12 protein-coding genes and 2 pseudogenes are annotated in these 14667 nt (G+C 54.0%); 8 read left to right on the top strand and 6 right to left on the bottom strand.

Features of this window, described 5'->3' with window-relative positions:
- Positions 1-1421: 1421 nt before the first annotated feature.
- The 3 genes and pseudogenes from KM934_RS08130 to KM934_RS08120 all read left to right on the top strand — a co-directional run bounded on the left by KM934_RS08130 (position 1422) and on the right by KM934_RS08120 (position 3625).
- Positions 1422-1979, top strand: a pseudogene (locus KM934_RS08130) (BRO family protein).
- 203 nt (positions 1980-2182) lie between these two features.
- Positions 2183-2779, top strand: coding sequence for an ATP-binding cassette domain-containing protein (locus tag KM934_RS08125; protein WP_215760118.1), 597 nt, complete (start codon positions 2183-2185; stop codon positions 2777-2779).
- Between the two features lie 3 nt (positions 2780-2782).
- Positions 2783-3625 (top strand): ABC transporter permease, encoded by an 843-nt coding sequence (locus KM934_RS08120; RefSeq protein ID WP_215760117.1) that lies wholly within the window; start codon positions 2783-2785, stop codon positions 3623-3625.
- Here KM934_RS08120 and KM934_RS08115 read toward each other — a convergent pair.
- Positions 3573-4565, bottom strand: a complete 993-nt coding sequence (locus tag KM934_RS08115) for an esterase-like activity of phytase family protein (protein WP_215760116.1) — start codon at positions 4563-4565, stop codon at positions 3573-3575. The two genes, KM934_RS08120 and KM934_RS08115, sit on opposite strands and share 53 nt — an antisense overlap.
- Before the next feature lie 376 nt (positions 4566-4941).
- On the opposite strand from KM934_RS08115, the gene KM934_RS08110 reads away from it, so the two are divergent.
- The 5 genes and pseudogenes from KM934_RS08110 (at position 4942) to KM934_RS08090 (ending at position 10346) form a co-directional block, all read left to right on the top strand.
- Positions 4942-5544: a riboflavin synthase gene (locus KM934_RS08110; protein WP_215760115.1), complete on the top strand. Its 603-nt coding sequence runs from the start codon at positions 4942-4944 to the stop codon at positions 5542-5544.
- Positions 5545-5677: 133 nt separating this feature from the next.
- Complete coding sequence (locus KM934_RS08105) at positions 5678-7018, top strand: TolC family protein (protein WP_215760138.1); 1341 nt, start codon at positions 5678-5680, stop codon at positions 7016-7018.
- A gap of 44 nt (positions 7019-7062) precedes the next feature.
- Positions 7063-8303: pseudogene (locus KM934_RS08100) on the top strand (efflux RND transporter periplasmic adaptor subunit).
- Positions 8304-8328: 25 nt separating this feature from the next.
- On the top strand, positions 8329-9108 hold the full coding sequence (locus tag KM934_RS08095) for an ABC transporter ATP-binding protein (RefSeq protein ID WP_252344940.1): 780 nt from the start codon (positions 8329-8331) through the stop codon (positions 9106-9108).
- A complete protein-coding gene (locus tag KM934_RS08090) occupies positions 9108-10346 on the top strand; it encodes an ABC transporter permease (protein ID WP_215760114.1) in 1239 nt (412 codons plus the stop codon). The genes KM934_RS08095 and KM934_RS08090 overlap by 1 nt, the downstream gene beginning before the upstream one ends.
- A 181-nt stretch (positions 10347-10527) precedes the next feature.
- Here the strand turns inward: KM934_RS08090 and dapA are convergent, their stop codons facing one another.
- The 5 genes from dapA to KM934_RS08065 form a co-directional block, all read right to left on the bottom strand.
- On the bottom strand, positions 10528-11415 hold the full coding sequence (gene dapA, locus KM934_RS08085) for a 4-hydroxy-tetrahydrodipicolinate synthase (RefSeq protein WP_215760113.1): 888 nt from the start codon (positions 11413-11415) through the stop codon (positions 10528-10530).
- Between the two features lie 118 nt (positions 11416-11533).
- The gene (locus tag KM934_RS08080) at positions 11534-12451 is read right to left on the bottom strand and encodes a DMT family transporter (RefSeq protein WP_215760112.1); all 918 of its coding nucleotides are present in this window, start codon (positions 12449-12451) and stop codon (positions 11534-11536) included.
- A gap of 26 nt (positions 12452-12477) precedes the next feature.
- Positions 12478-13206 (bottom strand): tRNA pseudouridine(38-40) synthase TruA, encoded by a 729-nt coding sequence (gene truA / locus KM934_RS08075; protein WP_215760111.1) that lies wholly within the window; start codon positions 13204-13206, stop codon positions 12478-12480.
- A 120-nt stretch (positions 13207-13326) separates the two neighbouring features.
- Positions 13327-14139, bottom strand: a complete 813-nt coding sequence (locus tag KM934_RS08070; protein WP_215760110.1) for a hypothetical protein — start codon at positions 14137-14139, stop codon at positions 13327-13329.
- A gap of 80 nt (positions 14140-14219) precedes the next feature.
- Positions 14220-14630, bottom strand: a complete 411-nt coding sequence (locus KM934_RS08065) for an adenylyltransferase/cytidyltransferase family protein (protein WP_309437834.1) — start codon at positions 14628-14630, stop codon at positions 14220-14222.
- Between the last annotated feature and the right edge of the window lie 37 nt (positions 14631-14667).

Raw genomic sequence — 14667 nt, 5'->3', positions numbered from 1 at the left:
CGCGAGGCTCGGGGAGACTCTGCCGACTGATGGGTTGTGTCCTGAAAATTGGGTTTGTTGGGCGTTCTCGGCTCGGCGCCTGCGCGATGTGTGGTTTCGTGTTCCCGTTAATGCCCGTTAACGTTGGCTGCTCTCATTCGAGGCGAGGCGAGAGGTGGCGAGCGGTGGGCGCTGGTGTCATACGGGTGGCGATGGGCGTTGGTTGGTGGTGGGTGGTTGTATGTTGATCCGCTTGTCTATGAAGCTGTTGGTGGTGGGTGAGGGGCGACGGTCGTTGGCCTGTGATTGACGGTGGTGCTTGGTGTTCTGCTTGCGATGCAAAGGTACGGCAATTATCCGCACGCACGAAATTTGGGCGTGCTGCAGCGTGTTACTTCCTGTTAAAATCCGAAGGGTTGCGTGTTAATAGTAGTTAACGCCATGTTTCCTATGTTTTTGTTCTGCAAGTTGCTTTATTTATATATGTTCAGGTGTGGCGCGCGCGAAGCCGTTCGGGGGGGCTTGTTTTCCCGCAGATTGCGCCGATGGGCCAAGGTGCAAGCATGAGTTTTGTTACAATGTTACATGTTACATGTTACAATAAGGTGGTTCCATATTGCGCAGGATGGGCTTTAAGAAATTATATAGTATATATATTATATATATAATATATATACTATATAATTTTTACCCTCCCCAAATTCAGACTTCCAAAAGAGGGTGTGGACATACGGAAGGTGCTTATTGTAACATGTAACATGTAACAATGTAACATTTTGGTCGTTCGGAAGCTGGGGGAAGGAGGGACGTTGTCAGTAGTTTGAGCCCATAAAAGAATCGCTGCGTTAACCCCATTCTCTTTTTTTACAACGTTTAGTAGGGCAACTGTAATAAACCGTACTGACAACGTGTTATTACGGTTGCACTCACTTTTTCTCACTACCTTTGCCCTCGTAATCCTCACGGCGCGCCAAACTGCTGCCAAGGGGTTGCGAGGGGTTTTATTTTCAAAAATAACAGAAAAACATGAAGAACGAAATGAAGATTTTCGAGAGTCTGGAGTTCGGAAGGATAAGGACGGTGAGTGAAGAGAAGGGGTGAGCCGTGGTTCTGCTTGGCGGATGTGTGCGAGGTGTTGGGGCTGAAGCAAGGAGATGTATGCCGACGGTTGGCAAAGGGGTTGGTTTCAACCCAACCCCTTTCGACAAGAGGTGGAATGCAGATGGCTAACTTCGTGAACTACTCGCAGTTGTGTGCGGCATTGGAGCATACGGCGAAGGATTCTGCTTATCGTTCTTACATAGGTCTTGGGCTTGAGTCGAGAGGGGTGAGGAGTTTGATGATTGAGGTCATAAACAATTTAACACTTTGATAAAATGATGTGCTTTTATCAGATTTCCAATGACGTACTTTTGCAGCGTAAGATTTAACACTAAAGAATTATGAAGAACGAAATGAAGATTTTCGAGAGTCTGGAGTTCGGAAGGATAAGGACGGTGAATGATGAGAAGGGTGAGCCTTGGTTTTGCCTGACGGATGTATGCAAGGTGCTTGGACTGAGGTAGAGGCATGTGAGAGAACGACTTGAAAAGGGGGTCGTTTCAACCGAACCCCTTTCGACAAGAGGCGGAACGCAGATGGCTAACTTCGTTAACGAGGACGGTCTGTATGATGTTATCCTCGACAGCCGCAAGCCTTCGGCAAGGGATTTCCGCAAGTGGGTCACCTCCGAGGTGCTGCCGCAAATCCGCAAGATGGGCGGCTACATCCCTCTGCATGAGGACGACGACGAGAAGACCATCCTGGCCAAGGCCGTAACCATCCTGCAACGCACGCTCAAGCAGAAAGACGACCTGCTCGAGGCCCAGCGCCCCAAGGTGGAGTTTGCCGAGGCCGTTACCACCGGCGACGGGTGCATACTGATGAGCGAGATAGCCAAGTTGCTCACACGCTACGGCGTCACGAAACGTTACATTGTTACATGTTACATGTTACAATAAGGTGGTTCCACATGTCGCGCAGCCGTCATTCATCGGGCGCCCACCGCCTACGGCGATGGCCTCAGGGGGTAAGTCAGCAACCCATATTTCACATTCAACATGGAATATGCCCTCGACAACAAAAAAACTAAAAAAAACATTGAAAACGGCAGGTGTGGATTAAAAATATAGTATCTTTGTAAAAACAATAAAACGGTAGATCGATGCTGGAGTTTAAGAATGTAAGTGTTCGCTTGACGCCCGAGCGCCTGTCGCCGGCCTTCTCGCTGGCGATGGACGGTGGAGAGGTGGCGTGCCTCTCGGGCGGCGCTGGCACGGGAAAGAGCTTGGTGCTCATGGCCATCTTGGGCTTGGTGCCGTTGGCTTCGGGCTACATCACGATCGACGGCGAACTCGTGACGCCCGGCTCCAGCGCCTATTTCCGTCGGCTAATAGCCTATGTGCCGCAACGCATGCCGTCGGTGCGCATGAAGGTGGGGCAACTGTTCGGCGAGCTCATCGGCTTGTCGGTCCATGCTGGCGACGACCTCGACCTGGTGGCCTTGAGAAAGCGGTGGAGCGCCCTGGGCCTTCCCGCCGACCTCGACGAGCGGTGGACGACCGATGTCGACGCCCCTCTGTTGCGCACGGCCATGCTGGCCGCCGTTCCGTTGCTCCATAAGCCCATCGTGCTGGTCGACGACCCCGCACCGCAAGTGGTTGCCCATGGCGCCCTGCAAGAGCTGGCGGCCAGTGGGGTGGAGGTGCTTTTTGCCACACGCCAGGACGGTTTGCCGTGTCATAAAATCGTAAAACTCTGAACCATGAATATATCCGTGCTTGGACTTGTGTTGGGGCTGCTGTTGCTCGCCCTGCCCATTTATATCATCTATGCCTTTGACCTCCGCCTGATGCGACGCCTGTTGAAGTCGTTGGCTATGATGGCGGTCATGGTGTCGGCCTTTGGTGCCATTACGGCTCTGCTGATGACCTGTAACATACTGTGGGTCAACCTCTTGGTTGGCGTGGCTCTTGCGTTGCTCTCATCGGTGGTCGTGGTGTTGAGGTCGGGCCTTCGCCAACGCAGGTTGCTTCTGCCTGTGATGGCGGCCAGCGTGGCGCCCCTGCTGCTCGTGAGCCTTTATGTGCTGCTGTTGGTGCTCTCGCTGAAGGAACCCTTCGACACCCGCTTCTTCATCCCCATGCTTGGCCTGATGGTGGGCATGGCATCGGGGCTCATCGCCCGTGCCCTGCACGCCTACTATATGGGCTTGGCGCACCACAACGAACTCTATTATTACCTCTTGGGCAATGGCGCCACCCATCGCGAGGCCGTCCGCCATTTCGTGCGACGCGGTTTCCAGGCCGCCCTGGTGCCCGTGATGAGGCAGATGAGCGGCATGTTTCTTACCACGGCGCCCGCGCTCATGCTCGGCCTGGTGATGAGCGGAGTGGGGGTGTGGACAGCGGCCCTGCTGGAGGTGGTGGTGCTGCTGGCCGTTACGGTTTACGCCCTCACCACGTTTTGGTTGGCCATCCTCTTGTCGCGCCGCTACGCCTTCGACGAGTATGAGCGGTTGCGCCCCATGAAGAAAGGCGAAGCGCCTGTTGCGCCTACCAGCCCCGTCGCTCCAGAACGGGTGGAGCGGATGGATCGGGAGGAGTAATTAGCTTGACGCTCGTTATCCAATCTTTCAGCACCCCGGCATATTGGTCTTGCGAGTCGGCCACGATGAGCAGCACACGCGAACCGTCGGTCAGCGTCGGTCCCAGGCACATGCCCTCATAGTTGGCGAAGCTTCGGTCGAAAACCGTCAGTTTCGTGCGCCACGACGTGAGCAGCCGCTTGGGCAGAGGCGTGTGGGCCACGGCATCGGCGCCCTGCGGCTCCACCCTGTAGAGTTTGCACACCACAAACGCCCCCACCTTCTTTTTGGGCACGTAGGCCTCGCGCTCCAGCACGAGCAAGGCGCCATCGTCGAGCGCACAAATTGTTCCTACGCCATGGGCATAGTGGAGCGCTTTGGCATGGTTGGCCAATGGTGCGTCGAGCCTGTAGGCGAACGATTGCAGAGGCTGAAGGTCGTCGCCAAACGATTGCAAGACGATGTTTCCACTTTCGTTGCACGTCCAGTAGCGATGCGTGAGGGCATTGTAGGACAAGGCCTCCAACCCCAGGTTGCCCGGCAGGTGCGCAAACACGTCTGGGAGGGCCAGTTGCCGCCCTGTGCGCCGCCCATCCATGCCATATTCCATGATGCGGTTGTCGGCCTCGCCGCTGACCCATACCGTGTTGGTATGCGCATTATAGGCCACCCCCTCATCGTCGTGCCCAGGATGACCGCTGCTGCGGAACCCCATGTTGTAGGCGCCTTTCACCTCTCCGTTGACGCTGTCGGTCACGATGCGGAAAACAAAGAAGCCATCGTCGGCCGACTTGTCGCTCACCACGGCATATTGGTCGTCGCCCAACCACGCTATGCCACTATAGTTGCCCGCAGGGATCGATTTTGGGAAGGCGTGCTGCGTATTTTTGCGCACCTCCACTTGCGCGCGAGCAGTTGATGTGCAAATCGTTAAGAATAAGAAGAATATGATGCGTTTCATGATCGTTTTATCATTCTAACGGATGAAAAAACAATTTATTGTCTTGCAAAAAAGTATCAATTTGTTTGGAAGATAAAAAGTAAAATGCTATATTTGCAGATGAAAAGGAGAAACCCTTTGGGAGTTGTATCGGTTCGATAGGGATACTCATCAAATTACATTGAAAACTGAGACGTATCTCTTGCCAATGGCGGGCCACATAAATCGCCTTTGCGACTAAGCTTCAAGCCGGTGGATTACAAAGACGGAGAGCGCTCACAACTTTTATAGCTGGAGTTTTCATCACATCATCGGTATGATTCCCATTTAACATTCGGAGAATTGAGTAAGTGAGAACGCCTCACCTCAGTTCTCCTTTTTTAATTAAATATAGAACATGTTTAGCGGAATAGTAGAAGAAATGGCGACCGTTGTCGCAGTAAGGAAATACCAAGAAAACATCGACTTCACCCTGCGCTGCTCCTTCGTGGATGAGCTCAAGATCGACCAGAGCGTGGCCCACAACGGCGTGTGCCTAACCGTGGTCGACATAGCCGACGGTGCCTATACCGTGACCGCCATGAAGGAAACCCTCGACCGCACCAACCTCGGCCTGCTCAAGCAAGGCGACAAGGTGAACGTGGAGCGCTCCATGATGATGAACGGGCGGCTCGACGGCCACATCGTGCAGGGACACGTGGACGAAACGGCCACCTGCGTGGCCATGGAAGACGCCGACGGAAGCACTTATTTCACCTTCCAATATAAGGCCGACAAGGAAATGGCAAGGCGAGGCTACTTCACCGTCGACAAGGGGTCGGTGACCGTCAACGGCGTGTCGCTCACGGTGGTCGGCCCCACCGACAACACGTTCCAAGTGGCCATCATTCCTTACACCCGGCAGAACACCAACTTCTGCGACATCAGGGTCGGAACCGTCGTCAACCTCGAGTTCGACATCCTCGGCAAGTATATCGCACGCTTGCAGCACTTCGAATAAAATTAATAAGGTGGGAAATGTTACGAAATGTAATGTTTCCCATTTTTATTGTTAATAAACACTTGCTTCAATAAACCATACTTACTTCCTTACATCCTATAATCGTTTTTTGAACAAATTACCAAAGATGACAATGAAGAAATCGTTTTTCGCATCGGCTCTTGCCCTGTTGCTGCTCGCCCCCGTTTCGGTGGAGGCGCGCCAATGGACGTTGCAAGACTGCATCCAGTATGCTTTGCAAAACAACATCACCCTCCAAAAGTCGCGCGTTCAGCATCTCAGCGCCTTGGAGGACGTGAAGCAAAGCCAGGCCGCCCTGCTGCCCACGCTCTCGGCCTCGACATCCCAGAATGTGTCGTACAACCCTTGGCCCGAGACAGGGTCGTACATGATTGCCGGCGACAAGGTGCAGACCAACGTCGACAAGGTGTACTACAACGGAACCTATAGCATCATGAGCAACTGGACCGTGTGGAACGGAAACCGCAACCGCAACCAAGTGAAATTGAACAAGGTGACCGCCACACAAGCCGCGCTCGACAGCGCCACCACCGCCAACTCCATCCAGGAGCAGATCACCCAGCTCTTTGTGCAGATACTCTATTGCAAGGACGCCATAGAGGTGAGCAAGGCCACGCTCGAAACATCAAGGAAAAACGAGGAGCGCGGACAGGAGTTTGTGAAGGTGGGAAGCATGAGCAAGGCCGACCTTGCACAGCTCACCGCCCAGAGAGCGCAAGACGAGTATGCCGTGGTGCAGGCCGAGAGCAACCTCCGCGACTTCAAGCGACAGCTCAAGCAGCTGCTCCAGATCACCGACCAGGAGGAGTTTGATGTGACGGCCGACGTGCCAACCGACGAGGCCGCCCTGCAGGCCATACCCGGCGTGACGAACGTGTATGAGGCCGCCCTGGGAATCAGACCCGAGATTAAGAACGCCCAGCTCGGCATAGAGAGCAGCGACCTGCAAATAAAGATTGCCAAGGCGCAGAAGTTGCCCACCATCGGCGTGAACGCAGGGGTGAGCACCAACACCACATCGATGAACAGCAACAATTGGGGAACGCAGCTCAAGAACAATTTCACCCTCGGAGGCGGCCTGTCGGTAAGCATACCCCTCTTCGACAATCGGTCCACCAAGACCGCCGTCAACAAGGCACGGCTCGCCAAGCAGACCTACGAGCTCGACCTCAAGGACAAGCAGACCACACTCTATTCAACCATCGAGAACTACTGGTTGCAGGCGGTCAACAACCAAGCCCAGTTCAAGAGCGCCCAGGTGAGCACACAGAGCGCTCAGGAGAGCTATGAGCTGCTGAGCGAGCAGTTTCAGCAGAACCTCAAGAACACCATTGAGCTCATGAACGGAAAGGATGCGTTGCTCAAGGCCCAGCTCAGCGAGTTGCAAGCCAAGTATCTCGCCATCCTCAACATCCACATGCTGAAGTTCTACCAGAACGGAACGCTGAAATAACGCAAGGCTAAGACAACAGGATAATAACAAGCATAACATATAGGATGAAAACAAAGAAAGTAAGTATGGTTTGGATAGCGGTGGGCGTTGTCGTCATCGTCGCTGTCGCAGCCTTCCTCCTGTCGGGTGGCAAGAAGAAGGAAGAAGTGAATTTCAAGACGGAGAAGGTGGCCAAGGTCAACATTCTCAACAGTATTACCGCTACCGGAACCATCGAACGGTAAACGAGGTGACCGTAGGAACGCAGGTGTCGGGTATTGTCAGCAAGCTCTACGTCGACTACAACAGCGTGGTGAAGAAAGGGCAGGTCATCGCCGAGCTCGACAAGTTGAACCTCATGAGCCAGTTGAATACCGCCAAGGCGCAGCTCTCCCAGGCGCAAGCCTCGCTTAGAAGCGCGCAAAGCGACCTCGCTTACCAGAAGGCCAACTACAATCGCTACAAGACCCTCTACCAGAAGGGGCTCATCTCGGCCAACGATTATGAGACCGCACGCCTGAGCTATCAGACCAGCCAACAGACCGTGGTCTCGCGAAAAGACCAAGTGGTGTCGGCGCAAGAAGAGGTGTCGCGCGCGCAGACAAACCTCAGTTACGCCACCATCACATCGCCCATCGACGGCATCGTGGTGAGCAAGAGTGTGGAGGAAGGACAGACCGTGAACGCCAACATGAGCACGCCTGACCTGTTTACCATTGCGCAAGACCTCACCAATATGCAGGTGGTGGCCGATGTGGATGAGGCCGACATAGGCGATGTGAAGAAGGGCGAGCGCGTAACGTTTACCGTCGACGCCTATCCCGACGACACCTTCGAGGGCGTGGTGACGCAAGTGCGCCTGGAGGCCACCACCACCAATAACGTGGTGACCTACGAGGTGGTGATTAGTGCGCCCAACGCCGACATGAAGCTCAAGCCCGGACTTACCGCCAACGTGGTGATTTACACCCAGGAGAGCAATGGTGTGCTGAGCGTGCCCAGCAAGGCCCTGCGCTACACACCCACCAAGGAGACCATCGGTGCACGCAAGATGAAAGACGTGAGCAACGCCAAAAACAAGGTGTGGACGCTCGAGGGCAACACGTTGGTGGCCCACAAGGTGAACATCGGCATGTCGGACGGCACACACACGCAAGTGCTCAGCGGCATCAAGGAAGGACAAGTGGTCATCACGGGTGTGGCCATGAATACCAACGACCAGACGGCCGACGATAGCTCCGACGAGTCGGTGTCGAGCCCCTTCCAGCCAGGCCCTCCGGGAAAGAACAAGAAGAACGGCAAGTAAGAATGGTTCCTGAAAGAAGATGCTTATGACAGATCATCAAATCAATAAGGACATGGAAGACAAGAAAGTCGTCATTGAACTCCAAAATGTGAAGCGCGACTTCCTTGTTGGCGACGAGATGGTGCATGCGCTTCGCGGCGTGTCGTTTAAGATCTACGAGGGCGAGTTTGTTACCATCATGGGTAAGTCGGGATCGGGAAAGTCGACGCTCCTCAACCAGTTGGGATGTCTCGACACTCCTTCGAGCGGCGAATATTACCTCGATGGCGTGTCGGTCAGAACCATGTCGCACTCGCAGCGTGCCGTGCTTCGCAACCGCAAGATCGGCTTTATCTTCCAAAACTACAACCTCTTGCCCAAGACGACGAGTGTGGAAAACGTGGAGTTGCCGCTCATGTACAACTCGACCGTGTCGGCAAAGGAGCGGTTCGACCGGTCGGTGGAGGCCCTGAGGGCTGTGGGGTTGGGCAACCGACTCTACCATAAGTCGAACCAGATGTCGGGAGGACAGATGCAGCGTGTGGCCATCGCGCGCGCCTTGGTCAACAACCCAGCGGTCATCCTCGCCGACGAGGCAACAGGAAACCTCGACACACGTACCTCGTTTGAGATACTGGTGCTCTTCCAGAAACTCTATGCGGAAGGAAGAACCATCATCTTTGTGACGCACAACCCCGACATCGCCAACTATTCCAGCCGAAACATTATGTTGCGCGATGGGCGTGTCATTAGTGACGAGTACAACAACAACATCCTTAGCGCCGCCGAGGGGTTGGCCGCGCTTCCGCCAAATACGGACGAATAATGAACTACACGAATCTATTTAAAATAGCCCTCAGAGCCATTTTCGCCAATAAGATGCGCTCGTTCCTCACGGCATTGGGCATCATCATTGGTGTGGCATCGGTCATCACGATGCTGGCCATTGGACAAGGATCCAAGCGGAGCATTCAGGCCAACATCGCAGAGATGGGCTCCAACATGATTATGGTGCATCCGGGAGCCGACATGCGAGGTGGCGTGCGACAGGACCCGTCGGCCATGCAGACCCTTAAGCTCACCGACTATCAGACTCTGAAGGACGAGTGTTCCTACATCAAGGCCATCAGTCCGGTGGTGAGCACCAGCGGCCAGTTTATCAATGGCAATAACAACACGCAGTCGACCATCTATGGCGTGAACCAAGAATATCTGGGCATTCGACAGTTGAGCGTTAGCGATGGAGAGCTCTTCTCCGACCAGGAGTTGAAGGCGAGTGCGAAGGTTTGCATCCTCGGACAGACTGTAGTTGACTATCTCTTCCCTGACGGAACCGATCCCGTGGGCAAGGTTGTGCGATTCAACACCATACCTTTCCGCGTGATAGGTGTGCTGAAGAAGAAAGGCTACAACTCGATGGGTATGGATCAGGACAACCTGGTGCTGGCGCCTTACACCACGGTGATGAAGCGCATTTTGGCACAGACATACCTGAGCGAGATACAGGCATCGGCCATTACGGAGGACGTAACCGACAAGGCCACGGTCGAGATAACCTCCATCCTTCGACGTAACCATAAGCTCAAGGACGCCACGGAGACGACGCAAGGCGACAACGACGATTTCAACATCCGCTCGCAGGAGGAACTGTCGTCGATGATGAACTCCACCACCAATATGCTGACCATATTGTTGGGATGTGTGGCAGGAATTTCGCTCATCGTGGGCGGCATTGGCATCATGAACATCATGTATGTGAGCGTTACGGAGCGTACCCGAGAGATAGGCTTGCGCATGAGCGTGGGAGCGCGTGGCGTAGACATCCTCAACCAGTTTCTCATCGAGGCTATCATGCTGAGCGTAACGGGAGGACTTGTGGGAGTGATATTGGGAATAGGGGCGAGCTACGCCGTGAAGATGTTGGCCCATTGGCCCATCTACATCGAGGTGTGGACCATCATCATGAGTTTCGCCGTGTGTACCTTCACCGGCGTGTTCTTCGGTTGGTATCCGGCTAAGAAGGCGGCGCGCCTCGATCCCATAGAAGCCATTAGGTATGAATAAATAGGTATAGGTATGGATAAGAAGTAACGACCCACGGTTGTTAAGGACAAAGAGAAAGGGCAACGGCCATCATGGTCGTTGCCCTTTTATGATTGTGCCATCATCAGGAAGCGATGGATGTTGTCGGTTGTAAACAGCCTAGGCAGTTTGGTATTTTACCTGCCTCGCCAGTTCTCATCAGTTAGAGGCGCAGGCGCTCGAGGATGTCGGCCATCTTCTGCTTGGTCTCGATCTTCGTGGGCACAAGCGGAAGGCGAAGCTGGTTCTCGATGAAGCCCATGTCGTTGAGCAACGCCTTCACGCCGGCAGGGTTGCCGTCGACGAAGAGAAGGCTGTAGAGCTCGGTGAACATGTGGTGGATTTTGCGGGCCGGCTCATATTCGCCCTTGAACTCCAACCGAATCATGCGTGAGAACTCGCGGGGAAGGGCGTTGCCAATGACCGAGATAACGCCGGCCGCGCCACTCGCCACCATGGAGAAGGTAAGGGCGTCGTCGCCGCTGATCACGTCGAAACGGTCGGGCTTGTTGTAGATGATCTCATCGACCTGCTCAAGACTTCCCGCTGCCTCCTTGATGCCTACGATGTTCTCACATTCGTGGGCCAATCGCAAGGTAGTCGACGCCTTCATGTTTACGCCCGTTCTGCCTGGCACGTTGTAGAGCACAAGCGGCAGCGGACTGGCCTTGGAGATGGCCTTGAAATGCTGGTAGAGACCCTCTTGCGAAGGCTTGTTGTAGTAGGGGCAGATGCTCAGGATGCCATCGATGCCGCTCCAGTCGGTCGATTGCATCTCCTCGATGACAGCGGCTGTGTTGTTTCCGCCGCAATATTTAAGAATGGGAACGCGGCCATTCACCACATCCTTGACGAGCTGCGTAATCTTATCCTTCTCCTCTTGGGTCAGACAAGGTGCCTCGGCGGTAGTGGCCAGAATGCAAAAGAAATCGGCCCCGTGGTTGAGCTGGTGCTCCACAAGACGCTTGAGCGATTTGTAGTCAACTTCTCCCTCGGGTGTGAACGGTGTGATGAGGGCTATACCTAATCCCTTAAAGATATTGCGTGCCATTATGAATGATTTTCAATAGTGAACCAAATGTGCGTATTCTTAACAAATGCTTTTGCAAAGATACGATTTTACTTTCATGTTGCAAAAGAAATGTAACAAAACCTTTCAATAATTGATTTTATTTGCTTCCGATATATAGGAATACCATGCCCAAGAGCACCAACGCAAGGTCGATGGCCTTGGCGCGAAGGTTCCGCTCGTGGAAAAACAGTCCGCCAAAAAGGAAGCTGACGATGACGCTTCCTCGGCGAATCATCGACACAATGGAAATCATGGCGCCGGGAAGGCTCAGGGCATAGAAGTAGGCGAAGTCGGCCGCGCTCAGGAAGAGGCTGATGCCGATGATGCTCCAGTCCCAACGGAAAGGAGTGGTGTGCTTATGGGTGGGCCACCACAGAATGGCCATCATCAGGCCCATCATGCCCATCTGGTAGAGGTTGTACCACGACTGCACGGCCATGCGGTCGACGCCCACACCACCATTGGACGGATCGGCCATGAGATATTTGTCGTAGAGACCGCTGATGGCGCCGAGCACGGCTGCCAGAACAATGAATCCTATCCAACGGTTGTGCTCGAAGTCGATGCCTTCCTTCTTGCCCGAACGGCTCAACATGAAGAAGGAGCCGATGGCCAGCAATACACCGATCCATTGCCACACGTTGAGGCTCTCGCCAAACACCAATAGTGCGCCCACCAATACCATTACGGGACGGGTGGCGTTGATAGGACCCACAATGGTGAGGGGAAGGTGTTTCATGCCGAAATAGCCGAAGATCCAACTGGAGAGCACAATGAGGCTCTTCAGAATGATGTACTTATGGATTTCCCATCCGCCGCCGCCCACGTGGAAGATGGAGGTTTCGGGAAGGGCGCCCGTGGCGGATAAGATGATGAAGGGCAGGAAGATGAGCGACGAAAACACCGTGTTGAGAAACAATACGGGGATGACGGCGTTGGAGAGAAGCGATTTCTTCTTAAACGAATCGTAGAAACCCAAAAGGGTTGCCGAAAGGAAGGCCAATAGTAACCACATGTCCTGAATACTATATATAATAGGTGTTAATAATCTACTTGCCAAAGGAACAGGCCGTTGGCAGGCATCGATTCGCCCGCGTCGGAGCGTGTGCCGCCCTGGAGGATGCGGTCAAACTGCTCCAGGCTTATGCGCTTGCGTCCCACGTCGACCAAGGTGCCTACTACGGCGCGAACCATGTTGCGCAGGAAACGGTTGGCGGCAATCTCAAAGTAATAGCTGCTCTCGCCCGTCTTCACCCATTGGGCCGTGGTAACATCGCAGAGGGTGGTCTTCACGTCGGCGCCCGCCTTGCAAAACGCCTTGAAGTCGTCGACGGTAAGCAGTTGGGCCGCAGCTTGGTTCATCAAGTCGAAATCGAGCGGGTAATGCATCTCAACCGAGTAATGGCGCAGGAAGGGGTCACGCTTCGTGTGGATGAAATAGCGGTAAACGCGACGGCGGGCCGAGAAGCGGGCGTGCATGTCGGCGCTCACGGCCTCTATCTTCTCGCAACTAATGTCGCGCGGAAGCACACGGCCGAGACGGTAGCAGAGCTGGGTGGTGTCGATGGGTTGCTCGCTGTCGAAGTGGCACACCATTTGGTGGGCATGCACACCGGCGTCTGTGCGGCCAGCGCCCACAACCTCTATGGGGCGGCGCAGAAGAAGCGATAGGCCATCTTGCAATTTCTCTTGTACGGACATACCGTTGGGCTGTATCTGCCAGCCGTGGTAGGCGGTGCCGTCGAAACGAATCCAAACGAAGTATCTCATGTGTGACGTGAAATTTCGTGCAAAATTACAAAAAATACGTGTCAATAGCAAAAGAGGGTGCGCCAATATCCATTCGCAAGACGTATTTCCATTCGCAAGACGTGTTTGGAAGCCAACTTGTCATTGAGCGTGAAACCGCACATAGGCGCGGTCGTCGAACGAGCCGTTGCCAACCATCAGACCTTTGGTGGCTACAAACGAATGGATGCAGAAAGGATCGGTGGACAGTTGGTGGCGCAAAGCCTCTTCGCTCTCTTGGAGTGTGGGGCGAAGGTGGGGATAGCCGTCGGACGCCAACACCACTTCGTTGCACGATGGGCTAAGACGAATGGTTCGTATCCCTGGCATGAAGATGGGGTAGCCATCGATAACGGCGTAGCTGGTGTTTTCGCCCGCCATGCTCTCGATGAGCGAAGGGATAATGGTGTCGCGGGCGTAGTCGTGCACAATGTGACCACCTTCTGTCATGCTGGGGTGGACCTTGAGCATATTGGGGAACACCTCAGCACGGCGTCGGGCCAACACTTCTTCATAGGGCTTGTCGTTGGAGTAGGCGAGTCCATCCACCATGCATTGGCAATCGCCTATCATCCATATCTCCTGGCGATGGCAACTGTAGACGATGGCGCTGGCGCACAACCGCTCATGGGGTGGCAACAGAGTGGATGCGTCTTGGGAAGGGTATAGCGCATGGATAAAGGCCGTTACCTGCTTGCAAAACTGAGCGAGGGTTATGTGGGGCGAGACGTTTCGGATAAAATCGCTGATGGCCAACATGCAATAGCGACCGTTTTTCATGTCGGGATGAAACCGGTGGGGCGTTTTGCTGGTGCTTCCGTCGACGACGGCTATAAAGTGGGGCGTGACCACTATGCCGTCCTCGCAATCGTTCATCGTGTGTTTGCCTACAATCTGTTGTTCAATGATTTTCATACGTTCAATGACCTGTTGTCTATCAATCTGTCTATTGGGGCGAGCGCGTAAAGGAATTGTGCCAAGGCGCAGTTGAACCATTAGGCCGTAGGTTGCGCGTTGGAGAGGGTCTTCTCCGCTATTTTCTTCTTCAACTCGCTGGAGCTCACGCCGTCAGTACGTCCCAACACGATATGCTCCTTTCCATGCTCCTCACACCATTTGATGGCACGCTGGAAACCCTCGTGACATTGGTCGGGGCCCGTGACAAAGACGTCGAAATCGACCTCCTTCACGATTTTGTCGACATCCGTGTAGCTTATCACTTCGTCAACATATCGGATGGACTTGATCATATACATGCGGTCTTCGGTGGAATTGAGCACCTTAGCCGTAGGCTTGTATTTCAAGATGTAATTGCTGTCTTGGGCTGCAACAATCAGGTAATCGCCCAATCCCTTTGCTCGTCGATACAATTCCACGTGGCCCTTATGTAGGGGTTGTCGTTTAATTCTAAGAATTCAATATCTATAGACGAGGGTATGCCTT

It is taken from the genome of Hallella faecis (assembly GCF_018789675.1).
GTDB classification, from domain to species: Bacteria; Bacteroidota; Bacteroidia; order Bacteroidales; family Bacteroidaceae; genus Prevotella; species Prevotella faecis.
Note: the sequence above shows the minus strand (reverse complement) of the source record. Positions and strands in the feature narration are given on the sequence as shown.

Excerpts from the sequence above, each read along its gene's own strand:
- KM934_RS08120 (WP_215760117.1), top strand. The coding sequence starts at position 2,783 with ATGAATATATCCGTGCTTGGACTTGTGTTGGGGCTGCTGTTGCTCGCC.
- KM934_RS08080 (WP_215760112.1), bottom strand. The coding sequence starts at position 12,451 with ATGTGGTTACTATTGGCCTTCCTTTCGGCAACCCTTTTGGGTTTCTAC.
- KM934_RS08095 (WP_252344940.1), top strand. The coding sequence starts at position 8,329 with ATGACAGATCATCAAATCAATAAGGACATGGAAGACAAGAAAGTCGTC.
- KM934_RS08115 (WP_215760116.1), bottom strand. The coding sequence starts at position 4,565 with ATGAAACGCATCATATTCTTCTTATTCTTAACGATTTGCACATCAACT.
- KM934_RS08110 (WP_215760115.1), top strand. The coding sequence starts at position 4,942 with ATGTTTAGCGGAATAGTAGAAGAAATGGCGACCGTTGTCGCAGTAAGG.
- KM934_RS08105 (WP_215760138.1), top strand. The coding sequence starts at position 5,678 with ATGAAGAAATCGTTTTTCGCATCGGCTCTTGCCCTGTTGCTGCTCGCC.
- KM934_RS08125 (WP_215760118.1), top strand. The coding sequence starts at position 2,183 with ATGCTGGAGTTTAAGAATGTAAGTGTTCGCTTGACGCCCGAGCGCCTG.
- dapA (WP_215760113.1), bottom strand. The coding sequence starts at position 11,415 with ATGGCACGCAATATCTTTAAGGGATTAGGTATAGCCCTCATCACACCG.
- KM934_RS08090 (WP_215760114.1), top strand. The coding sequence starts at position 9,108 with ATGAACTACACGAATCTATTTAAAATAGCCCTCAGAGCCATTTTCGCC.
- truA (WP_215760111.1), bottom strand. The coding sequence starts at position 13,206 with ATGAGATACTTCGTTTGGATTCGTTTCGACGGCACCGCCTACCACGGC.
- KM934_RS08070 (WP_215760110.1), bottom strand. The coding sequence starts at position 14,139 with ATGAAAATCATTGAACAACAGATTGTAGGCAAACACACGATGAACGAT.